The 21800-nt window shown below is 66.4% G+C and carries 15 protein-coding genes; 5 read left to right on the top strand and 10 right to left on the bottom strand.

The features are described 5' to 3' along the window. Positions 1–33: 33 nt before the first annotated feature. The 5 genes from uvrA to AC1DKQ_RS04035 form a co-directional block, all read right to left on the bottom strand. A complete protein-coding gene (uvrA, locus tag AC1DKQ_RS04055; protein WP_476918278.1) occupies positions 34–2982 on the bottom strand; it encodes an excinuclease ABC subunit UvrA in 2949 nt (982 codons plus the stop codon). A gap of 67 nt (positions 2983–3049) precedes the next feature. Beyond that, on the bottom strand, positions 3050–3442 hold the full coding sequence (locus AC1DKQ_RS04050) for a GntR family transcriptional regulator (RefSeq protein WP_476918277.1): 393 nt from the start codon (positions 3440–3442) through the stop codon (positions 3050–3052). After that, positions 3439–5280, bottom strand: a complete 1842-nt coding sequence (locus AC1DKQ_RS04045) for an ABC transporter ATP-binding protein (protein ID WP_476918370.1) — start codon at positions 5278–5280, stop codon at positions 3439–3441. The genes AC1DKQ_RS04050 and AC1DKQ_RS04045 overlap by 4 nt, the downstream gene beginning before the upstream one ends. 113 nt (positions 5281–5393) lie before the next feature. After that, positions 5394–7130 (bottom strand): ABC transporter ATP-binding protein, encoded by a 1737-nt coding sequence (locus AC1DKQ_RS04040; RefSeq protein WP_476918369.1) that lies wholly within the window; start codon positions 7128–7130, stop codon positions 5394–5396. A 134-nt stretch (positions 7131–7264) separates the two neighbouring features. Next, positions 7265–8044, bottom strand: coding sequence for a trans-aconitate 2-methyltransferase (locus AC1DKQ_RS04035; protein WP_476883290.1), 780 nt, complete (start codon positions 8042–8044; stop codon positions 7265–7267). Positions 8045–8187: 143 nt separating this feature from the next. On the opposite strand from AC1DKQ_RS04035, the gene AC1DKQ_RS04030 reads away from it, so the two are divergent. Genes AC1DKQ_RS04030 through AC1DKQ_RS04020 form a run of 3 tightly spaced genes read left to right on the top strand, consistent with a single transcriptional unit; the run spans position 8188 to position 12699 of the window. Further along, positions 8188–10734, top strand: coding sequence for a DEAD/DEAH box helicase (locus AC1DKQ_RS04030; protein WP_476918276.1), 2547 nt, complete (start codon positions 8188–8190; stop codon positions 10732–10734). A gap of 50 nt (positions 10735–10784) precedes the next feature. Next, entirely contained in the window at positions 10785–11321 is a 537-nt protein-coding gene (locus AC1DKQ_RS04025; protein ID WP_476918275.1) for an N-acetyltransferase family protein, read from the top strand. Between the two features lie 19 nt (positions 11322–11340). Then, complete coding sequence (locus AC1DKQ_RS04020; protein ID WP_476918368.1) at positions 11341–12699, top strand: alpha/beta fold hydrolase; 1359 nt, start codon at positions 11341–11343, stop codon at positions 12697–12699. A 138-nt stretch (positions 12700–12837) separates the two neighbouring features. On the opposite strand, the gene AC1DKQ_RS04015 is transcribed toward AC1DKQ_RS04020, so the two are convergent. From AC1DKQ_RS04015 to coaE, 3 genes are all read right to left on the bottom strand, one after another. Next, the gene (locus AC1DKQ_RS04015; protein WP_277523753.1) at positions 12838–13866 is read right to left on the bottom strand and encodes a TerC family protein; all 1029 of its coding nucleotides are present in this window, start codon (positions 13864–13866) and stop codon (positions 12838–12840) included. Between the two features lie 162 nt (positions 13867–14028). Beyond that, positions 14029–16110, bottom strand: a complete 2082-nt coding sequence (uvrB, locus tag AC1DKQ_RS04010; RefSeq protein ID WP_476883287.1) for an excinuclease ABC subunit UvrB — start codon at positions 16108–16110, stop codon at positions 14029–14031. Positions 16111–16150: 40 nt separating this feature from the next. Next, positions 16151–17446, bottom strand: a complete 1296-nt coding sequence (gene coaE / locus AC1DKQ_RS04005; RefSeq protein WP_476918274.1) for a dephospho-CoA kinase — start codon at positions 17444–17446, stop codon at positions 16151–16153. Positions 17447–17468: 22 nt separating this feature from the next. On the opposite strand from coaE, the gene AC1DKQ_RS04000 reads away from it, so the two are divergent. Both AC1DKQ_RS04000 and AC1DKQ_RS03995 read left to right on the top strand, forming a co-directional pair. Then, a complete protein-coding gene (locus AC1DKQ_RS04000) occupies positions 17469–18170 on the top strand; it encodes an IMPACT family protein (protein ID WP_476918273.1) in 702 nt (233 codons plus the stop codon). After that, positions 18154–18798, top strand: a complete 645-nt coding sequence (locus AC1DKQ_RS03995; RefSeq protein WP_476918272.1) for a GNAT family N-acetyltransferase — start codon at positions 18154–18156, stop codon at positions 18796–18798. The genes AC1DKQ_RS04000 and AC1DKQ_RS03995 overlap by 17 nt, the downstream gene beginning before the upstream one ends. Before the next feature lie 286 nt (positions 18799–19084). On the opposite strand, the gene AC1DKQ_RS03990 is transcribed toward AC1DKQ_RS03995, so the two are convergent. Together AC1DKQ_RS03990 and rpsA are read right to left on the bottom strand one after the other, a co-directional pair. Further along, positions 19085–19516 carry a VOC family protein gene (locus AC1DKQ_RS03990; RefSeq protein ID WP_476918271.1) on the bottom strand — a complete coding sequence of 144 codons (432 nt, stop codon included), beginning with the start codon at positions 19514–19516 and terminating at the stop codon, positions 19085–19087. 577 nt (positions 19517–20093) lie between these two features. Next, entirely contained in the window at positions 20094–21569 is a 1476-nt protein-coding gene (gene rpsA / locus AC1DKQ_RS03985; RefSeq protein WP_476883282.1) for a 30S ribosomal protein S1, read from the bottom strand. Positions 21570–21800: the final 231 nt, after the last annotated feature.

Raw genomic sequence — 21800 nt, 5'->3', positions numbered from 1 at the left:
CTCTCTCCCGCCCGCACGGTCCCCGGCGGGTGGTCAGGCGAGGAGCTCGGCGAGGAACGTTGCCGTGTAGCTTTCGCTCGACTTGGCCACCTGCTCCGGCGTTCCGGAGGCGATCACCCGGCCGCCGCCCGAGCCGCCGTCGGGGCCCAGGTCCACGATCCAGTCCGCGCTCTTGATGACATCGAGGTTGTGTTCGATCGTGATCACCGTGTTGCCCTTCTCCACGAGGCCCTGCAGCACCATGAGGAGCTTGCGGATGTCTTCGAAGTGCAGGCCTGTGGTGGGCTCATCCAAGACGTAGACGCTGCGGCCGTTGGAGCGTTTCTGGAGCTCGGCCGCGAGCTTCACGCGCTGCGCCTCGCCGCCGGAGAGCGTGGTGGCGGGCTGGCCCAGCCGGACGTAGCCAAGGCCGACGTCGACGAGCGTGTTGAGGTGCCGCGCGATCGGTGAGAAGGCCGCGAAGAACTCGGCCCCTTCCTCGATGGGCATGTTCAGCACGTCCGCGATGGTCTTGCCCTTGTAGTGCACCTCCAGGGTTTCTCGGTTGTACCGGGCGCCGTGGCAGACCTCACAAGGGACGTAGACGTCCGGCAGGAAGTTCATCTCGATCTTCAGCGTGCCATCGCCGGAGCACGCCTCGCAGCGGCCGCCCTTGACGTTGAAGGAGAACCGGCCCGGCAGGTAGCCGCGGACCTTGGCCTCGGTGGTCTCGGCGAAGAGCTTCCGGATGTGGTCGAACACGCCGGTGTAGGTGGCCGGGTTCGAGCGCGGGGTTCGTCCGATGGGGCTCTGGTCGACGTGCACCACCTTGTCCAGGTGCTCGAGGCCCTGAACGGACTTGTGCCGGCCGGCCACCTGCTTGGCGCCGTTGAGCTTGTTGGCGAGCACTTTGTACAGGATCTCGTTCACCAGGGTGGACTTGCCTGAGCCGCTGACGCCGGTGACGGCGGTGAAGAGGCCCAGCGGGAAGCTGGCATCGATGTTCAGGAGGTTGTTTTCCTTGGCCCCGACCACCTTGAGCTCGCGCTTCTTGTCGTACTTGCGCCGCTTTTTGGGGATCTCGATTTTCTTCCGGCCCGAGAGGTAGTCACCGGTCAGCGAGGCCGTATTTTTTAGCAGGTCTTGGTAGGAGCCGGAATGGACCACCATGCCGCCGTGCTCGCCGGCGCCCGGCCCGATGTCCACTACCCAGTCGGCCTCCTGGATGGTGTCCTCGTCATGCTCCACCACGATCAGGGTGTTGCCGAGGTCCCGGAGCCGGGTCAGGGTCTCGATCAGGCGGCGGTTGTCCCGCTGGTGCAGGCCGATTGAGGGCTCGTCGAGGACGTAGAGCACGCCCACGAGGCCGGAGCCGATCTGGGTGGCCAGCCGGATGCGCTGGGCCTCGCCGCCGGACAGGGTGCCGGAGGGTCGTTCCAGGTTCAGGTATTCAAGTCCGACGTCGAGGAGGAAGGTCAGCCGGGCCTGGATTTCCTTGAGGACCTGGTGGGCGATCTGGGCTTCGCGGCCGGTGAGGACGAGGTTGTCGAGGAAGTCTGCGCAGTCTCGCATCGGCAGCGCGGCGACCTCGGCGATTGACTTGCCGTTGATCAGCACCGAGAGGGAGGCCGGGTTTAGCCGTGCGCCGTTGCAGGCCGGGCATGGGACCTGGCGCATGTACTCCTCGTAGCGGTCGCGCGCAGAGTCCGAATCGGTCTCGCCATGCTTGCGGTGGACGTACTGGACGACGCCCTCAAAACCGGTGCTGTACTTGCGTTCCCGGCCGAAGCGGTTGCGGTACTGCACCACCACCTTGTGGTCCTTGCCGTGCAGGACTGTCTGCCGGACGTCGGCGTCGAGCTTCTCCCACGGAGTCGTCATGGAGAACCCGAGCTCGTCCGCGAGGCCGGCCAGCAGCCGGTTCCAGTACTCCGTGGTGGCGGTGCCCAGGGACCACGGCGCGATGGCGCCCTCGGAGAGCGAGAGCTCCGGGTTGGGGATCAGGAGTTCCTCATCGACTTCCAGCTTGGTGCCGATGCCGCTGCACGCGCTGCAGGCGCCGAAAGGGTTGTTGAACGAGAAGGAGCGGGGCTCGATCTCGTCGATCGCCAGGGGGTGCTCGTTGGGGCAGGCGAGGTGTTCGGAGAACGCCCGGATCCGCTCGGGGTCGTCCGCGTCGAGGTCAACGAATTCGGCCAAAATGCGGCCCTCCGCCAGGCCGAGGGCGGTTTCGACGGAGTCGGTCAGGCGCTGGCTGATGCCGTCCTTGACCACCAGGCGGTCTACCACCACTTCGATGGTGTGCTTGAACTGCTTGCCCAGCTTCGGCGGATCGCTCAGGTGCACCAGCTCGCCGTCCACACGGGCCCGCGAGTAGCCCTTGGCGGTGAGTTCCTTGAAGAGGTCCACGAATTCGCCCTTGCGGCCGCGGACCACGGGGGCCAGCACCTGGAAGCGTGTGCCGTCCGGGAGTTCGAGCAGCTGGTCCACGATCTGCTGCGGAGTCTGCTTGGTCACCAGCTCCCCGCAGACGGGGCAATACGGCCGGCCCACGCGGGCCCACAGCAGGCGCATGTAGTCGTAGATCTCGGTGATGGTGCCCACAGTGGAGCGCGGGTTCTTGCTCGTGGACTTCTGGTCGATGGAGACCGCCGGCGAAAGGCCCTCGATGAAGTCGACGTCGGGCTTGTCCACCTGGCCCAGGAACTGCCGGGCATAGGCGGAGAGCGACTCGACGTAGCGGCGTTGGCCCTCGGCGAAGATGGTGTCGAAGGCGAGGGAGGACTTGCCGGAGCCGGACAGGCCGGTGAACACGATCATGGCATCGCGCGGCAGGTCCAGGTCCACGTTGCGCAGGTTGTGCTCGCGGGCGCCCTTGACCACCAGTCGCGTCATGTCTGGACGCTTCACGACGGGGCGGGACAGGGCGGCATCCCGGGCTGCCAGCGACTCGACGGCGGAATGGACTTCAACGGCTGGATCTTCAGCTACAGCTTTAGGCACGAATCTAATGCTAATCGAAAACTTCTTCGAAAAACTATTCCGCGCGTCAGGGGCAGCGCCGGATGTGCTACTGGCGGTCGTAAGCGGCGGCCAGCAATTGCACAGCCTCGGCGAAACTCGCGCCCTGGGCTTTGGCAGCCGCGGCGAACTCGGCGGCTGCGGCGGACAGCGAGCTCCAGGCCGCATCGCGGGCACACACAACTGTGCCGTTCCGGCCCCGCGTCACCACGACGCCGGCGGCCTCGAGCTCCTTGTAGGCCCGCGCCACGGTGTGGGGTGCCACGCCAAGTTCGCCGGCGAGGCTCCGCACCGCCGGAAGCCTGGTGCCCGGCGCGAGGGTGCCGTTGTCGGCGCGTTCAATCACGTATAGCCGGAGCTGTTCGAAGAGGGGCACGGAGCTGGCAGGATTGGGCCGCCAGGCACCGGGAAAACGCTCCCCCGCGGTATCCGCGGGACTCACTGTTCCGCCTCCTGGACGGCCGGGACCTGTTCGCGACCGGCGAACTGCGCCTCGTACAGATCCTTGTAGAGTCCGAGCCTGGCCATCAACTGCTGATGAGTCCCGTGTTCAACGATTCGTCCGTGGTCCATGACGAGAATTAGATCAGCGTCCCGCACCGTGGACAAACGGTGCGCGATCACGAAGCTCGTGTGACCTTCCCGCAGCCGCTCCATCGCATGCCGGATCTGCACCTCGGTGCGGCTGTCAACGGAACTCGTCGCCTCGTCCAGGACCAGGATGCTGCGCCCGGCGATCTGCGCCCGCGCGATCGAGACGAGCTGGCGCTGGCCCCGGCTCAGCGAGTCGCCGTCGTTGCCGAGCATCGTGCCGTAGCCGGCCGGAAGGGACCTGACGAACTGGTCCACGTGGCTGGCGCGGGCCGCCGCCACGATGTCGGCCTCGGTGGCACCGGGCCGGCCGTATTCGATGTTCTCCCGGATGCTGCCAGTGAACAGCCAGGCATCCTGCAGGACGGTGCCGAAGGCGCTGCGGAGCTCGTCCCGCGGGATGGTGGCGATGTCGGTCGAGTCCACCATGATCCGCCCGGAGTCGAGTTCGTAGAACCGCATCAGGAGGTTGACCACGGTGGTTTTGCCGGCCCCGGTGTGTCCCACGATTGCCACAGTCTGTCCCGGCTCCACTGTGAAGGAGAGGTCCTTCACTACGGGGGTGCCGGGGCTGTAACCGAAGCTGACGTGCTCGAACGTGACCCGGCCCGCCACAGCGCCCCAGTTCGTTGGGATTTGGGACCTGCCCGGGGCACGGGTTTTGCGCCCATTGGTGGATTTGCGCGGGACGTGGAGTTTTCGCGGGGCGGCGGCGCGGTGAAGCTTCCCGGCGCCGTTGGCCGAAACGGCCGGCACGGCACTGTCCGGCGGGATTTCCGGAGCATCGAGCAGCTCAAACACGCGCTCGGCCGAGGCCAGGCAGGATTGCATGAGGTTCAGCATTCCGCCGATCTGGCCCACGGGCTGGCTGAAGAGGCGGGAGAACTGGACGAAGGCCTGGATGCCGCCGATGGTCATCGCCCCCGCGGTGACCTGGAGCGCCCCCACAACGGCCACCGCAATGTAGTTGAGGTTGGCGACAAACATCAACAGCGGCTGCACGATGCCGGACAAGTACTGGGCGCGGGTGCTCGATCGCGTGAGCTTGTCATTGCACTCCCGGAAGCTCTCCGCCGAGGCCTCCTTCCGGCCGAACGCCTTGACCACTTCGTGCCCGGTGAAGAACTCTTCGAGCTGGGCGTTCAGTGCCCCCGTGCTGCTCCACTGCTCCTTGAAGTGGGCCTGGGAGTGCCGGGCCACGAGCACGGTGATGGCCGTGGACACCGGTACCGACAGGACAGCGATCAATGCCAGCAGGGGCGAGAGCCACAGCATCATGGCGAGTGCGGCGGAGAGCATGAGGATGGACATGATCAGCTGATTCAGGAGCTGGTTGAGCGCCTGGGAGATATTGTCGACGTCGTTCGTGGCCCGGCTGAGCACGTCGCCGCGGCGCTGCTCCTCGAAATGGCTGGACGGCAGCAGGTGGAGTTTTTGCTCCACGGAGCCGCGGAGCCCGTAGCTGAGGCGCTGCACCGCCGTGGCGGTCAGGCTGCCCTGGATCCAGCTGAACAGCGACGCCCCAACGTACATGGCAGAGACCGCCAGTAGACGCTCGGCCAGGGCTTGCTCGTCGAGGGAGCCGCCCAGGAAGCCCGCGACGACGACGTCGGTGGCGTCGCCCAGGACTTTCGGGGCCGCAACGTTGAGTGTCACGAACGCACAGGTGGCGGCGATGACACCGGCCATCCGCCATCTCAGCGGCAGGAGCAGGCGCAGCAGCCGTGCGGCGGTGGGCCACTTGATGCGTTCCGGGACGCCGGGCCCAGCAGCGGTCCCGGCGCGGTGTGCCCCGCCGCGGCTCACGGGGTTTCCTCCAGGACCAGCTGGGAATCGGCAATTTCCTGGTAGCTGGGCGAGGACTCCATGAGCTCGCTGTGCGTCCCCTGAGCGACGACTCGGCCGTCCTCCAGAACGAGGATCAGCCCGGCGTCCACAATGGTTGACACCCGTTCGGCCACGATCAGCACGGTGGCCGAGCGCAACAGAGGCTCGATGGCCGCGCGGAGCCTGACGTCGGTTCCGTAGTCCAGGGCTGAGAAGCTGTCGTCGAACAGGTAGACGGGGGCCTTCTTGAGCAGTGCCCGCGCGATGCACAGGCGTTGCCGTTCGCCGCCGGAGAAGTTGGTGCCGCCCTGGCTCACGGGCGCTTCGAGACCTAATGGCAGGGCGCGGACAAAGTCGGCGGCCTGGGCAGCCTCGAGCGCCTGCAACAATTCGGGCTCGTCCGCGGCGGGCGAGCCGAGCCGGAGGTTATCCGCGACCGTGCCAGTGAAGAGATAGGACTGCTGCGGGACCATCGCGATGAGGTCCCGCAGGGCCTCCAGCGGCATGGCCCGCACGTTGCGCCCGCCGATGCTGATCCCGCCGGCGGTCGCGTCAAGGAAGCGGGGAAGCAGGTTCAGGAGCGTCGTCTTGCCGCTGCCGGTCGCCCCGATGATCGCCGTCGTGGTCCCGGCCCTGGCGGTGAACGAGACGCCGTCCAGCACGGGCGCTTCGGCGCCGGGATAGGCGAAGGACACGTTCCGGAATTCGACAGTGCCGCCGGAAGGAGGTATCTGGCCGGCAGGGGCGCTGCCAGCGGGGGCGACCGGATCCGCGATGGCCGGTTGCGTGTCCAGCACCTCGCGGATCCGCTCGGCGCACGCCGCCGCCCGGGGGGCGGTCATGAAGACGTACATCGCCATCATGATGGCAATCAGGATCTGCAGGATGTAGGCGATAAACGCCGTGAGCGCCCCGAGCCGCATTTCGCCGGCGTCGATCCGGTGGCCGCCAAACCACACCACGAACACGGAAGACAGGTTGACCACGAACATGATCATCGGCATCATGGCGGCGACCAGGAGGGCGGATTTCAGGTTGTTCCGGGTGAGGTCCTTGTTCGCTTCATCGAAGCGGCGGATTTCGTGGTCCTGCCGGACGAAGCCGCGGATGACATTGGCGCCGATGATCTGTTCGCGCAGCACCCGGCCGATCCGGTCAAGGAGCCCCTGGCCTTGCCGGTACAGGGGAATCAGGCGGCGCACGATCACTGTCATGATCACCGTGAGGACCGGGATCACCACCACCACGATCCAGGACAGCACAACATCCTGGTGCACGGCCAGCACGATGCCGCCGACGAAGATCGCTGGTGCGGCAATCAGCATGATGAAAACCAAGATGGCCAGGTTTTGGATCTGGGCGACGTCGTTGGTGGCCCGGGTGACGAGGCTGGGCGCACCGAAGGCGCTGACCTCCTGGGAGGAGAAGGACTGCACCTTCGCGAAAAGTTCCTGCCGCAGTTGGCCGCCGATCTCCATGGCGACGACGGCGCCCAAATAACCGGCCGCGATGGCCGTGATCACCTGAACGGCGGCGATTCCGGCCATCCAGCCGCCGAGATGGAGGATTTCCCCGTGGTCCCCGCCGATGATGCCGTCGTCGATGATCGCGGCGTTCAGGGTGGGCAGGAGCAGGTTGGCAGTGGCTTGGACGAGCTGCAGCACAGCGATGGCCAGCACGCTCCCCTTGTGCGCGGACAGCAGCCGCGACATCAGGCCTATAAGCACCGAACCTCCATAACTAGCCCAGGGCCCGGAATGGAATCAGCCTAACGGCTGCCCCCATACCGCCACGTCATTGTAAGCCCCATTCCGGAGTGCTTCGTGTCATGCTACAGACACGCCGCTCACCCGGTTTTTTGCGCCACCGCGAACGTGCGCCGGAACGGGAAGACGGTCCCGTGCCGGCCCGCTGGATACGCCTCGTCCAGCCGCGCCGAATATTCGGCCTCGAACTCCCTGGCCTCGTCCTCGGGGAGGGCCGCGAGGACCGGCCTGAGTCCAGTGCCGCGGACCCAGTCCAAAACGGGGTGGGCGCCCGGGAGCAGCTGCAGGTAGGTGGTCTCCCAGGCGTCGGCGGCGCAACCAGCGTCCAGCATGATCTCCAGGTATTCCGCCGCTTCCCCCACCACGTCTTCGTGGCGCAGAACCCCGGCGAGCCGCCCCGCCCAGGCCGGGGACTCGGCCAGTTCCCGCATCAGGGTGTGGGACGGGGCGTTGAAGTTCCCCGGCACCTGAAGTGCGAACCAGGCGCCCGGCTTGAGGGCATCGAGCCATGCGGGCAACATCTTCCGGTGCCCGGGCACCCACTGCAAGGCGGCGTTGGTGACCACCACGTCCGTGTCTCCGGACGGCAGCCAGTGCGCGATGTCGGCCAGTTCGTACGACAGATTGGCCGCCGCGGCGGCGTAATCCTTCGAAGTGGCCAGCATTTCCGGCGAAGAATCCAGGCCCACCACCTGGGCGCCCGGCCACCGGTCCGCGAGCGTCGCGGTCAGGTTGCCGGGACCGCAGCCGAGGTCCACGACGTGCCGCGGGGCTTCGGCGTGAATCCGCCCCGTCAGGTCAAAAAATGGCCTGTCCCGGTAATCCCCGAACTGCACATATTTCTCGGGATCCCACTTCATGGCGCCTCCAGTTCCGGGCAAAGTCGTCCTACCCGAAGCCTAGCCCCGCCCCGTAGGCCAGCCAAGGAGGCCTACAGTCGCTGCGTGTGGCGCAGGCTCCCGCCGGTGCCGCGGGCACACCGCGGGCACTAAGCTGGACAGCAATGAAACTCGTTGATCAGCTCCCCGCCCCGGCCGCCCGAGTCCCCGGCAGGACGGCCCTGGACCCGGACGAGCTCTACACCCGGTTTGTCGAGTGGACCGAGACCCGCGGCCTTGCCCTCTACACCGCCCAGGACGAGGCCGTGATGGAGCTGGCCGCCGGTTCCAACGTCATCCTGGCCACGCCGACCGGATCCGGAAAATCCCTCGTGGCCATCGCCGCGCACTTCCAGGCCATGGCCCGCGGGCAACGCAGTTACTACACCGCCCCGATCAAGGCCCTCGTCTCGGAAAAGTTCTTCGCCCTCTGCGAGATCTTCGGTGCGGACAACGTCGGCATGATCACCGGCGACTCCGGCGTCAACCAGGACGCCCCGATCATCTGCTGCACCGCTGAAATCCTTGCCAACATCGCCCTGCGCGAAGGTGCGGCGGCCCAACTCGGGGCCGTCATCATGGACGAATTCCACTTCTACTCGGACCCGCAGCGCGGCTGGGCGTGGCAAGTGCCGCTGCTGGAACTGCCCCAGGCGCAGTTCCTGCTGATGTCAGCGACCCTCGGCGATGTCAGCCGTTTCGAGGACGGCCTCCGCAACCTGACCGGCCGCGCGACCACCACGGTCAGTTCCGCAGAACGACCCATTCCGCTGCACTACTACTACGAGCAGACCCCGGTCCACGAGACCCTTGAGGAACTGCTCGCCACCAAGCAGGTCCCGGTCTACGTGGTCCATTTCAGCCAGGTCGAAGCGATCGACCGGGCCCAGAACCTGATGAGCATCAACGTCTGCACCCGCGAGGAAAAGGACAAGATTGCCGAGCTCATCGCCGGGTTCCGCTTCGCCGCGGGCTTCGGCAAAACCCTCAACCGGCTGGTCCGGCACGGCATCGGCGTCCACCACGCCGGCATGCTGCCGAAGTACCGCCGGCTGGTCGAACAGCTTGCCCAGGCCGGCCTGCTGAAGGTCATCTGTGGCACGGACACCCTGGGGGTCGGCATCAACGTGCCCATCCGCACCGTGCTGCTCACGGCCCTGAGCAAGTACGACGGCGTCCGCACCCGGCTGCTGAACTCCCGCGAATTCCACCAGATCGCCGGCCGGGCCGGACGCGCCGGCTACGACACCTCCGGGACCGTGGTGGTCCAGGCCCCGGAGCACGTGACGGAGAACGTAAAGGCGATGGCCAAGGCCACCGCCAAGTTCGGCGACGACCAGAAGAAGCTGCGCCAGGTGGTCAAGAAGAAGCCACCGGAAGGTTTCGTGTCCTGGGGCGAGCCGACCTACAAGCGGCTGGTCGAGTCTGTTCCCGATCCGCTCACGTCGAGTTTCACCGTGACGCACGCGATGCTCATGAACCTCATGGAACGCCCCGGCGACCCCTTCCAGGCAGCCCGCCGCCTGCTCACCGAAAACCACGAAACCCGCCCGGCCCAGCTGCGCCTTATGAAGAAGGCCCTGGGCATCTACCGCGAGCTGCTCGCCGCCGGCGTCGTGGAGCGAATCCCGCCGCAGGAGCAGGGGCCGGACGGCCGCACGGTCCGGCTCACCGTCCACCTGCAGGCCAACTTTGCCCTCAACCAGCCCCTGTCCCCGTTCGCCCTCGCCGCACTGGAACTGCTGGACCCGGAGTCGCCGTCGTACGCCCTGGACGTTGTGTCCGTGATCGAGGCGACCCTGGAGAAGCCGCGCCAGATCCTGACCGCACAGCAGAAGAAGGCACGCGGCGAAGCCATCGCGGCGATGAAGGCCGACGGCATCGAGTACGACCAGAGGATGGCGATGCTCGAGGAGGTCACCTACCCGCAGCCGCTCGCGGAGATCCTCGGCGAGGCCTTCGATGTCTACCGCAAGGCCGCGCCTTGGGTCGGCGACTTCGAGCTCGCGCCCAAGTCCGTGGTCCGGGACATGTACGAGCGCGCCATGAATTTCGGCGAATTCGTCCAGTTCTACGGCCTGGCCCGCTCGGAGGGGATCGTGCTGCGCTACCTCGCCGACGGTTTCAAGGCGCTCCGCCAGACTGTCCCGCAGGACGCCCTCCGGGAGGACCTCGAGGACCTTATCGCCTGGCTGGGCGAATTGGTCCGCCAGGTGGACTCCAGCCTGCTCGACGAATGGGAAGAACTGACGTCCGGCGCGGCGCCCACACCGCACGACGCTCCCCCGCCCCCGCCGCCGTCGCTGACCTCCAACATCCGGGCCTTCCGGGTGATGGTGCGCAACGAGATGTTCCGCCGCGTGGAACTGTTCGCCGATGAGGCCGCCACCGCCCTGGGCGAGCTCGACGCCGGTTCCGGCTGGGACGCGGAGCGCTGGGAGGACGTCCTGGATGACTACTTCGACGAACACAACGACATCGGCACCGGACCGGACGCCCGCGGCCCCGGGCTGCTGATCATCACCGAGGAACCCGGTGTGTGGAAGGTCCGGCAAATCTTTGACGATCCGGCCCGGAACCACGACTGGGGCATCTCCGCCGAGGTGGACTTGGCAGCCTCGGACGAGTCCGGGACCGCCGTCGTCCGCGTCACGGACGTTAACCGCCTCTAGACGGGGGGTGGCGGCCCGGGGACGGTTCGCGCCGCGAGTAAACTCGAATAATGAGTGTAATCCGGCCTGCCGCGCCTCTTGACGTCCCTGCCATCTTGCAGATGATCCACGACCTCGCCCTCTACGAGAAGGAACCGGAGGCCGTCCGGAACACCCCGGAGCTGCTCACCGAGGCCCTCTTCGGCGAGAATCCGAGGGTCTTCGCCACCATGGCGGAGAACGCGGCCGGCGAGGTGCGGGGATTCGCTCTCTGGTTCCTGAACTACTCCACGTGGGAAGGCGTCCACGGGATCTACCTGGAGGACCTCTACGTCAGGCCGGAGGCCCGCGGCGAGGGCCACGGGAAGGCCCTCCTGCAGTATCTGGCCGCGACCGCCGTCGACCGCGGTTATGCGCGCGTCGAATGGAGTGTCCTGGACTGGAACGAGCCCTCCATCCAGTTCTACAAGAAGCTTGGCGCCGCCCCCATGGAGGAATGGTCCACGTTCCGACTGGCCGGACCGGCGCTGGCAGCATTCGGCGGCGGCCGCCCAGTTTCCGGCACAGCCTCCCCCGCCGGTTCCCGCGAGGCGGCCAACCGTGGCTGATCTTCCGCTGACAGGGCTCATGGGAGCCTCCCTCCTGGAGGCTGCGTCCGACGCCCCGCGCAGCGCCCGTCACAGCGTCCGAGCACGCCACACCTACCGTGGAATGCGGACCGCTGAACACTACTTCCAGGTCCCCTTGGACCACTTCAGCGAGGCGGGGCGCCGCGGCGAGACCATTTCGGTGTTCGCCCGTGAGTATGTCTCCACGGAACACAGCGAGGAAGACGCCGCCGAGCTTCCCTGGCTGCTCTTCCTGCAGGGTGGTCCCGGCGGCCGTGGCAACCGGTTCCCGTCCCTGGGCGGCTGGAGCAAGGCCGCCGCGAGGGACTTCAGGATCCTCATGCTGGACCAGCGCGGCACCGGCCTGTCCTCGGCCGTGGACCGCAACACGTTGCCCCTGCGCGGCACCGACGCGGACCAGGCCCGCTACTTGACGCACTTCCGCGCCGACTCGATCGTCGCCGACGCCGAGGCCATCAGGGCCGCCCTGGGGTCCGCCCCTTGGACCATCTACGGCCAGAGCTACGGCGGGTTCTGCGCGCTCAGCTACCTGTCGTTCGCCCCCGAGGGGCTGCGCGAGGTGCTCGTGACGGGCGGCCTGGCCCCGCTGGGCGGCGCCGCGGAGCGTGTGTACCGCGCGACGTTTCGGCGTGTCGCGGCCAGGAACGCCGAGTATTTTGGCTGGTACCCCGAGGACCGGGATGCCATTACCCGGATCGCCAGGCACCTGCGGGACACGGAGGAGTTCCTGCCCGACGGCGGCCGGCTCACCGTGGAACGGTTCCAGATGGTGGGTTCGTTCCTGGGCGGCAACACCCGGGTGGACGCGCTGCACCACCTGCTCGAAGACGCCTTCGTGGCCACCCCCGACGGCGACCGCCTCTCGGACGCCTTCCTGGAACAGGTTCGGGGCCTCGCATCCCGGGCCGCGAACCCCTTGTACGCGCTCATGCACGAGTCCATCTATGGCCAGGCGGAGGCCACCAACTGGGCCGCCTGGCGCGTGCTGGAGGAGTTCCCGGAGTTCCATCCCGACGCCGCTGAGCCGCTCCTGACCGGGGAAATGGTCTACCCCTGGTACTTCGAGCAGGACCCCGCCTTGCGCCCGCTAAAGGATGTGGCCCGGCTCCTCGCGGAAAAGGACGACTGGGCTCCGCTGTACGATCCGGAGCGACTGGCGCTGAATTCCGTTCCCGTCGCCGCGGCCGTCTATACGGACGACATCTACGTGGACCGCGAGCTCTCCCTGGAAACAGCAGCCGCCGTCCGGGGCCTGCACGTGTGGGAGACCGGCGAATTCCACCATGACGGCATCGCGGACGACGGCGAGGCGATCTTCGGGCGGCTGCTGGGCATGGCCCGTTCCGCCCGCCGCTGACCTGGCCACGACTCCTCTGAACTAAGGGCGGCCAGCCCAAACAAGTACGGCGCTGGACCCGCGAGGGTCCAGCGCCGTACTTGTTTGGGGCTTGCTGTGCGCTGCCGGGAACCCCGGCTGAGAATCGACGTGGCGGTGCTAGTCGACGTCGCTCAGGCTCTTGCGGGAGTCTTCTTCCAGCCGGGCGTCCAACTTGGACTTGGACGCTTTGGAGCTGATCAGGCTGGCGACCACCGCGATGACGATGGTGCCGATGATCACCCCGAGCGAGACGTATGTGGGGATCTCCGGCGCCCATTCAATGTGCTGGCCGCCGTTGATGAAGGGCAGCTCGTTGACGTGCATGGCGTGCAGGACCAGCTTCACGCCGATGAACGCCAGGATGACGGACAGGGCGTGCTTGAGGTAGATGAGCCGGTTCATGAGGCCGCCGAGCAGGAAGTACAGCTGCCGCAGCCCCATCAGGGCGAAGATGTTCGCGGTGAACACGATGAAGGCGCTCTGGGTGAGGCCGAAGATGGCCGGAATGGAATCGACGGCGAAGAGCAGGTCGGTCATGCCGATGGTCACGAAGACGATCAGCATCGGGGTGAAGACCTTCTTGCCGTCGACGACGGTGCGGAGCTTGCCGCCGTCGAACTTCTCGGACATCGGCAGGACCCTTCGGATCCGGGCGATCAGCGGGTTTTCCTTGTCTTCCTCGTCCTCGCCCTCGTCCTGGGCCTGCTTCCAGGCGGTCCAGAGCAGGAAGGCGCCGAAGATGTAGAAGACCCAGCTGAACTGCTCGATCACGATGGCGCCGAGCATGATGAATATGCCGCGGAGGATGAGGGCGATGATGATGCCCACCATGAGCACCTCCTGCTGGTACTTACGCGGTACCGAGAAGCGCGCCATGATGATGATGAAGACGAACAGGTTATCGATGCTCAGGCTGTATTCCGTCACCCAGCCGGCGATGAACTGGCCGCCGAATTCCGGGCCGGTAAAGGCGAACATGGCCCCGGCGAAGACCAAGGCCAAGGCCACGTAGAACGCAACCCACAACCCGGCTTCTTTCATGGAGGGCTCATGCGGGCGTTTGAGGACCATCAGCAGGTCGATGGCAAGGATGACGCCGAGGACGACAAACGAGCCGATCTCAAACCATAGGGGAAGCTCGGGCACGAGGAAATACCTTTCGTAGGGTACAGCTCAGCGGTGTAAGTCTCTCCGACCGCTGGCGCATGACGCCGCCTGGCTGCCCGCTACGCCCGGCGCGGCATCGTAGCCGTGCGTGTTGACGATCGTAGCGCTTGGGATACTCCCCTACGTTTGTCCGAGTTTACCCTAGGCGTGCCCAGCGGATTGCATTTGCCGCAGTTCCTTCTTCAATTCCCCCACCTCGTCGCGGAGCCGGGCGGCGAGCTCAAACTGCAGCTCCCCGGCCGCGGCGTGCATCTGTTCGGTCAGCTGCTCGATTAGGCCAACGAGGTCCTCCGCCGGCGCGGCCGCAAGGCCATCCGCGCGGATGTGCGCGGCGCCCTTGCCCTTGCCGCGGTTCTTGCCGGCCGCGGCCAGCAGCTCGCGGGTGTCGGCATCTTCCTTGGCCAGCTGGTCGGTGATGTCCGCGATTTTCTTCCGAAGCGGCTGGGGATCGATCCCCTTCTCCGTGTTGTAGGCAACCTGGATGGCGCGGCGGCGGTTCGTCTCGTCGATGGCATGGGCCATCGAGTCGGTGATCCGGTCCGCGTACATGTGCACCTGGCCGGACACGTTGCGGGCGGCACGGCCGATGGTCTGGATCAGGGACGTCGAGGAGCGCAGGAAGCCTTCCTTGTCCGCGTCCAGGATGCTGACCAGCGACACCTCCGGGAGGTCGAGGCCTTCACGGAGCAGGTTGATGCCGACCAGGACGTCGAAGACGCCCATGCGTAGTTCGCGCAGGAGTTCCACGCGGCGCAGGGTGTCGACGTCGGAGTGCAGGTACTCCACCTTCACGCCATGGCCCAGCAGGTAGTCCGTGAGGTCCTCGGCCATCCGCTTGGTCAAGGTGGTGACCAGGACTCGTTCGTTCTTCGCGGTGCGGGTCCGGATCTCCCCCAAGAGGTCATCGATCTGGCCTTTCGTGGGCTTCACGACGACCTCGGGGTCGATCAGGCCGGTGGGGCGAATGATCTGCTGGACGAAGCCGTCGGACTTGCCGAGTTCGTACTTGCCCGGAGTGGCTGAGAGGTAGACCGTCTGGCCCACCCGGTCCTGGAACTCGTCCCACTTGAGCGGGCGGTTGTCCATCGCCGAGGGCAACCGGAAGCCGTGGTCCACGAGGTTGCGCTTGCGGGACATGTCGCCCTCGTACATGGCGCCGATCTGCGGGACGGTGACGTGGGATTCGTCAATCACCAGGAGGAAGTCGTCCGGGAAGTAATCGATGAGGCAGTGCGGCGCTGTCCCGCGGGCGCGGCCGTCAATGTGCGAGGAATAGTTCTCGATGCCGTTGCAGAACCCCATCTGCTGCATCATTTCCAGGTCATAGGTGGTACGCATCCGGAGCCGTTGGGCCTCGACCAGCTTGTTCTGGCTTTCCAGCACCGCGAGGCGCTCGGCCAGTTCGTCTTCGATCCTCTTGATGGCCCGGCCCATCCGCTCCGGCCCGGCGACGTAGTGGGAGGCGGGGAAGACGTACATTTCGGTCTCGTCCCGGAGCACTTCGCCGGTCAATGGGTGAAGAGTCTGGATGTTCTCGATCTCATCCCCGAAGAACTCGATCCGGATTGCCAGTTCTTCATACATCGGGATGATTTCCACGGTGTCGCCGCGCACCCGGAACGTGCCGCGGTGGAAGTCCATGTCGTTGCGGGTGTACTGCATGGAGACGAATTTGCGGAGCAGGTCGTCGCGGTTCATCTCCGCGCCCCTGCGGAGGGTCACCATGCCGGCGATGTATTCTTCCGGGGTGCCCAGACCGTAGATGCAGGAGACGGTAGCCACCACGATCACGTCGCGGCGGGTCAGCAGCGCGTTGGTGGCGGAGTGCCGGAGCCGTTCGACTTCCTCGTTGACGGAGGAGTCCTTCTCGATGAAGGTGTCCGTCTGGGCGACGTAGGCCTCGGGCTGGTAGTAGTCGTAGTAGGAGACGAAGTACTCCACCGCGTTGTTCGGCAGCAGTTCCCGGAATTCGTTGGCCAGCTGCGCGGCGAGCGTCTTGTTCTGCACCATCACCAAGGTGGGACGCTGGACCTGCTCGATCAGCCAGGCCGTCGTCGCGCTCTTACCGGTACCGGTGGCGCCGAGCAGCACGACGTCTTTTTCGCCGTTCTTGATGCGCTCGGTCAGTTCGGCGATGGCGGCCGGCTGGTCACCCGCCGGTTGGAACTCGCTGATGACCTCAAAGGGCGCCACGACACGGTTGATTTCCTGGGCAAGACTCATGTACCTAATCTACCGCCGGGCTGCGACAGGATGTCCTGATTCAGCTTTGGGCAGTACCTGGGCTGACAGCGCCGCCGGTGGCACCGCTGCCGTCCGCCCGCTCGTCGTCGGCCGCCCGCTCATCATCCGGGTACGACGGCGGCTCCCATCCCGTGCGCTGCACCCACGCCTCCATCCGGGGCGCGGCGTAGCCCGTGAACCAGCCCTCCTTGTCGGCCGCGTAGCCGGCAGTGGACCTGTCCGTCTCGTGCAGCCCCGCCACCCGCCTCTTCTCGGCGACATAGTCCGCCCGGGCCGCGGCATCGGCGCGGAGCCAGTCGCGGAAGCACAGGGCGTACCGCCAGCCCGGGGAGCCGGCCGCGCGGAGGTGAAGATTCACGGGCCGGCCGGGATCGGCGTTGCCGTGCAGCCGTTTGCCCCAGTCGGCGGGGTCCGGGTGAGCTGGCTTGGGGTTGTCGGCGATGATGCCGGGCCAGCGCGGGAAGCCTGCGTTGGCCAGCAGCGGCGCGATCCGGTCCGCGGCGTCGAGGTCGCGGACGCTCAGCTGGAGGTCGATCACATCTTTGGCGTCCAGGCCCGGGACGGCCGTGGACCCGATGTGGTCCACGGCCAGGACATCACGCGGAACCACTGTCTGCAGCCGGGCTATCAGCCGGCCGGCCTGTGCGGCCCAGGCGGGATCGGCAGGGGCGAGGACCGGCCCTTCCGTCCGCGGGGCAATCCTCAGTTCCTTGAGGTTCACCGCGAACGGCGTCAGCCGCTGCCCCCACAGCGCGTCGACCGCGTGCCTGAGTTCCTCGGGGGTGCCGCAGTTCTCCAGCACGACGTCCGCCGCGGCGAGCCTGTCCTCGCGGGCCGCCTGGGCGCTCATCCGGGCGCGCGCCTCCTCGATGCTCATGTTGCGGTGTTCGGCCATGCGTTGGATCCGGACGTCGTCCGGGGCATCCACCACGACCACCAGGTGGAAGTTCCTCCCTTGTCCGGTTTCGACCAGCAGCGGGATGTCCTGGACTACGACGGCGCCGGCCGGGGCGGCGGCAACGATCGCTGCGGCGCGCTCCCGCACCAAGGGGTGGATGATCCCATTGAGCACGGCCAGACGCTCCGGATCGCCGAAGACCAGGGCACCCAGCCGGGGGCGGTCGAGCCGGCCGTCCGGCGTCAGTGTGGCAGCGCCAAAGGCGGCGGCCACGCTTGCCAGCCCGGGCGTGCCTGGCTCCACCACCTCACGGGCCAGTGCGTCGGCGTCGACAAGCACTGCGCCCAGCTCCCTCAGGCGCGAAGCCACCATGGACTTCCCCGAGGCGATTCCGCCGGTCAACCCGATCTTCAACACCTCACCAGACTAAACTGAACCGGTGGCAGATGCGGCGGAAACCCCCGAGAGCAGGACGGCCATTTACACCACCCTCGCCGCGGGGTCCGAATTCCGCCACGAAATCGAGGTCAAGCGGTCCCGGTTCATCACCGTCCTGGCCCGCACTCCGGACGAGGACGCCGCCCGAGCCGCCCTTGCCCGCCTGCGCCGGGAATTCCATGACGCACGGCACCACTGCTTCGCCTTCGTGCTCGGTCCCGACCGGGACGTGCAGCGGTCCAACGACGACGGCGAGCCGTCCGGTACCGCTGGCCTCCCCATGCTCGAAGCGCTGCTGAAGCGGGAGACCGCGCCCGGCGTCGCCGACCTCAGCGACGCCGCCGCGATCGTGGTGCGCTATTTCGGCGGCATTCTTTTGGGCGCCGGCGGCCTGGTGCGCGCTTATTCCGAATCCGTTTCTGGGGCGCTGGAGCTCGCGCCTCTCGTGCGGCGCCGCCGGCTGCGAATCTGTTCGGTGCCGGTGCAGCACGCCGTGGCCGGGCGGCTGGAGAATGATCTGCGCGCCGCGGGGTATGTCATGGCCGAAACCCGTTACGAGGCGCAGACTACTGTCCTGAGGCTGGCGCTGCCGGATGATCCGGAAGAACTGGCCCGGGCCGCGGACCGCGTGGCCGCGATGTCAGCCGGCAGCGCATCGCTGGTGCCCGGAGAAACGGAGTGGATCGATGTCCCCATCAGCTGAGCCCGTGCCCGCGGTCGCCCTGCTTGACGTCAGCGAAGCCCTTCTTGAGCAGCTTCTAGAACTTGCGCTGCGGGACGCCGACGCCGACGAGGTCACCCCGCCGCTGGGTACGACCCCCGGCTGGAACACCGACCGGATCAGTTGGTTCCGCGAATTCCACCGCGCCGCCGCAGCCGGACTGGACGGTCCCGCGGGTCAGAAGAGCTGGGCCATCAGCTGCGACGGGCAACTGGCAGGGTCCATCCGGCTGAGGCGGACGGACGCGGAGCCACCAGGGGCGGTTGCCGGCGGGGCTGGGGTGGCTGGGATTGGTGCTGGTGGGGCTGGCGGCGGGGCTGGGGTTGGTGCTGGTGGGGCCCGGGTTGGTGCTGGTGGGGCTCGCGGCGGGGCGCTGGAAACCGGCATCTGGCTCGCGCGGAGCTTCCGTGGCCGTGGCGTGGGCCGCGAGTCGCTGCGCCTTGTGAAGGATCGGGCCGCGGCCGCAGGGGCAGCCGTCCTGGTGGCCGAAACCACGGCCGGCAATGTGGGTGCCCTCGCACTGCTGAAATCCGCAGGCGCCGAACTAGTGACCGGTGCGGCCTCCGAGACGGATACGGTGCCGGTCAAAGGCACGATCCCGCTGCGCTGACGGCATGGCATCCGGGGGCCGGACTCGCCTCTCTCCACTGGACATGCCCTCCGGTGACTGCGAGCACTGCGCCCGTTTCCCCTATGCCCATCCCACGCACCCAGCAGTGGACATGCCCTCCCGCGCCCAGTCCCAAGCCCCAGAGCGAGTCCCGGGCTCAGATCGAGGACTGGACATGCCACCGGTAGCTGCTCGCACTGCGCCCATTCCTCTTATGTCCGTCCCAAGCCACCCAGCAATGGACATGCCCGTCGCGCGAACCTAAGCGGTCAGTCTGGGCCAACTTCTAGTGGGCAATTTCCCAGATGAATCCGGCAGGGTCGCGGAACCAAGCGGTGCGGATACCCCAGGGCCGGTCCATTGGGCCGTTGAGCAGTTCGACGCCGCGGCGCGCCAACTCGGCACACATGGCGTCGACATCGTCCACTGCGATGGTGAACTGCATTCGGGCACCGGAATCTGCGCTGGCCACTGCGGCTGGTCGGATGAGCTCGGGAGCTTCGGAGACGTCGAGCAGGTTTATCAACGTGTTCTCGAACTTGAAGACAGCAGAGGCGTCGTCCTCGAAAACGAGCGGCAACCCGAAGACGGCCTCATAGAAGCCCTTCGTGGTGGCCAAGTCTTCGACAAACAAGGTGACGGCACCGATGCCCCGCGGCCACGGACCCGCAGCTCTGACTGTGTTTTGTGATTCAACAGCCTCTGAAGTATCAGCCATGGAAGTCCCCTCATCATCGTTGGCGAATATCTCAACCTCCCGAGTTTGCGCTCAACGCCGGGCTGCCGTCAAGGAGCCCGCACCCCGCCTCGCCGCAGGCCTCCCAGCACTGGACATGTCCCGCGCCCGGGGCCAGTACCGGGCCCAATCCAACTATGCCCACGGGCGGGCTCCAAAAATGGGCATGTCCCCCGGGAGGGGGCCTCAAGAATGAGCATGTCCGGTGGTGAGGGCAGCCGCGGCGCATGTCCGGAGGTCAGGGCGGCTGCGGGGCATGTCCTGCGCCAGGGCATAGTGCGGGCCGCCGATCAGTGGACATGTCCCGCGCCCGGGGCGATGACTGAGCGTAATGCACCTGTGCCCACGGACGGGCTCCAAAAATGGGTATGTCCCCCGGGCGTGGGCCTCAAGAATGAGCATGTACGGTGGTGAGGCCAGCCGCGGCGCATGTCCGCACCCCGATCCCCACAAAGACACGATCCACACAAAAAAAGGTGGCCGCCCCCGAGGGGACGGCCACCTTCAAGCTACAAACTGCCTGGCCTCAGGGAGCGGACTCCGTGAGAAACTTGGGCAATTAGTTGCCGGTCAGCTTCTCGCGCAGAGCGGCAAGAGCCTCGTCCGAAGCAAGCGTGCCTGCACCGGTCTCGGTTGCAGCCGGTTCGGAGGAGTAGCTGGTGGTGCCGGAATCGCTCTCGCCGGACGTTGCAGCTGCAGCGTCGTCGGCAGCGTGCTGGGCAACCTGCTTCTTGTGTGCTTCCCAGCGGGTCTGGGCGTCAGCGTACTGCTGCTCCCAGGCGGAGCGCTGGTTCTCGTAGCCTTCAAGCCACTCGTTGGACTCCGGGTCGAAGCCCTCCGGGTACTTGTAGTTGCCCTCTTCGTCGTACTCTGCGGCCATGCCGTAGAGTGCCGGATCGAATTCGGTGCTGTCGGCGTCGACGCCCTCGTTGGCCTGCTTGAGGGAGAGCGAGATGCGGCGGCGCTCGAGGTCGATGTCGATGACCTTGACGAACAGCTCGTCGCCAACGGAGACAACCTGCTCGGCCAGCTCAACGTGGCGCACGGCGAGCTCGGAGATGTGGACCAGGCCTTCGATGCCGTCTTCAACGCGAACGAACGCGCCGAACGGAACCAGCTTGGTGACCTTACCCGGAACAACCTGGCCGAGGGCGTGGGTGCGGGCGAAGGTCTGCCACGGATCTTCCTGCGTAGCCTTGAGCGACAGGGAGACGCGCTCGCGGTCCAGGTCGACCTCGAGAACCTCGACGGTGACTTCCTGGCCAACTTCGACAACCTCGGACGGGTGGTCGATGTGCTTCCAGGACAGCTCGGAAACGTGAACCAGGCCGTCTACGCCGCCCAGGTCCACGAAGGCACCGAAGTTGACGATGGAGGAAACGACGCCGGGACGAACCTGGCCCTTTTCCAGCTTGTTGAGGAACGTGGAGCGGACCTCGGACTGGGTCTGCTCGAGCCATGCACGGCGGGAAAGAACAACGTTGTTGCGGTTCTTGTCCAGCTCGATGATCTTGGCTTCGATCTGCTGACCGATGTACGGAGCGAGGTCGCGCACACGGCGCATCTCGACGAGGGATGCGGGCAGGAAGCCGCGCAGACCGATGTCGAGGATAAGACCACCCTTGACAACCTCGATGACGGTACCGGTGACAACACCGTCTTCTTCCTTGACCTTCTCGATGTCGCCCCAGGCACGCTCGTACTGAGCACGCTTCTTGGAGAGGATCAGGCGGCCTTCTTTGTCTTCCTTGGTGAGCACCAGGGCTTCGACCTGATCGCCAACGGAGACGACGTCTCCGGGGTCAACGTCGTGCTTGATGGAAAGCTCGCGGGAGGGAATGACACCTTCGGTCTTGTAACCGATGTCGAGCAGAACTTCGTCGCGGTCGACCTTGACGACGGTACCTTCGACGAGGTCTCCGTCGTTGAAGTACTTGATGGTGGCGTCGACAGCTGCGAGGAAGTCCTCAGCGGTACCGATGTCGTTAATGGCGACTACGGGGGTACCGGGCTTCTCGGTGGAGGTGATGGTCATGTAGTAGGGGCTCCGTTGTGGATAGTTAGTCGGTCAGGCAAACCGCTTCGCCGGCATTATGGAATGCAGGCCAAGCACACGGCGTCACAGCAAGTGTTCCGCCGGGTCATCCTGATTTTGTGGATTATAGATGCGCGCACGTAGTGCACGCCCGTTTAGTCTAGTCGTTTCCGCGAAGGCCGGTCAAAGCGCCCGGGGCAGTTCGCGCCCCGACCGGCGCCCCGACCGCCG

The organism is Arthrobacter sp. 05L421 (assembly GCF_056397785.1).
This window is presented reverse-complemented; position numbering and strand designations above follow the sequence as displayed.

Coding starts and splice junctions, on each gene's coding strand:
- AC1DKQ_RS03995 (WP_476918272.1), top strand. CDS start 18,154: ATGTCCCCATCAGCTGAGCCCGTGCCCGCGGTCGCCCTGCTTGACGTC.
- uvrB (WP_476883287.1), bottom strand. CDS start 16,110: ATGAGTCTTGCCCAGGAAATCAACCGTGTCGTGGCGCCCTTTGAGGTC.
- AC1DKQ_RS03990 (WP_476918271.1), bottom strand. CDS start 19,516: ATGGCTGATACTTCAGAGGCTGTTGAATCACAAAACACAGTCAGAGCT.
- AC1DKQ_RS04045 (WP_476918370.1), bottom strand. CDS start 5,280: ATGGCCGGTGTCATCGCCGCCACCTGTGCGTTCGTGACACTCAACGTT.
- AC1DKQ_RS04035 (WP_476883290.1), bottom strand. CDS start 8,044: ATGAAGTGGGATCCCGAGAAATATGTGCAGTTCGGGGATTACCGGGAC.
- AC1DKQ_RS04040 (WP_476918369.1), bottom strand. CDS start 7,130: ATGTCGCGGCTGCTGTCCGCGCACAAGGGGAGCGTGCTGGCCATCGCT.
- AC1DKQ_RS04020 (WP_476918368.1), top strand. CDS start 11,341: ATGGGAGCCTCCCTCCTGGAGGCTGCGTCCGACGCCCCGCGCAGCGCC.
- AC1DKQ_RS04025 (WP_476918275.1), top strand. CDS start 10,785: ATGAGTGTAATCCGGCCTGCCGCGCCTCTTGACGTCCCTGCCATCTTG.
- rpsA (WP_476883282.1), bottom strand. CDS start 21,569: ATGACCATCACCTCCACCGAGAAGCCCGGTACCCCCGTAGTCGCCATT.
- AC1DKQ_RS04030 (WP_476918276.1), top strand. CDS start 8,188: ATGAAACTCGTTGATCAGCTCCCCGCCCCGGCCGCCCGAGTCCCCGGC.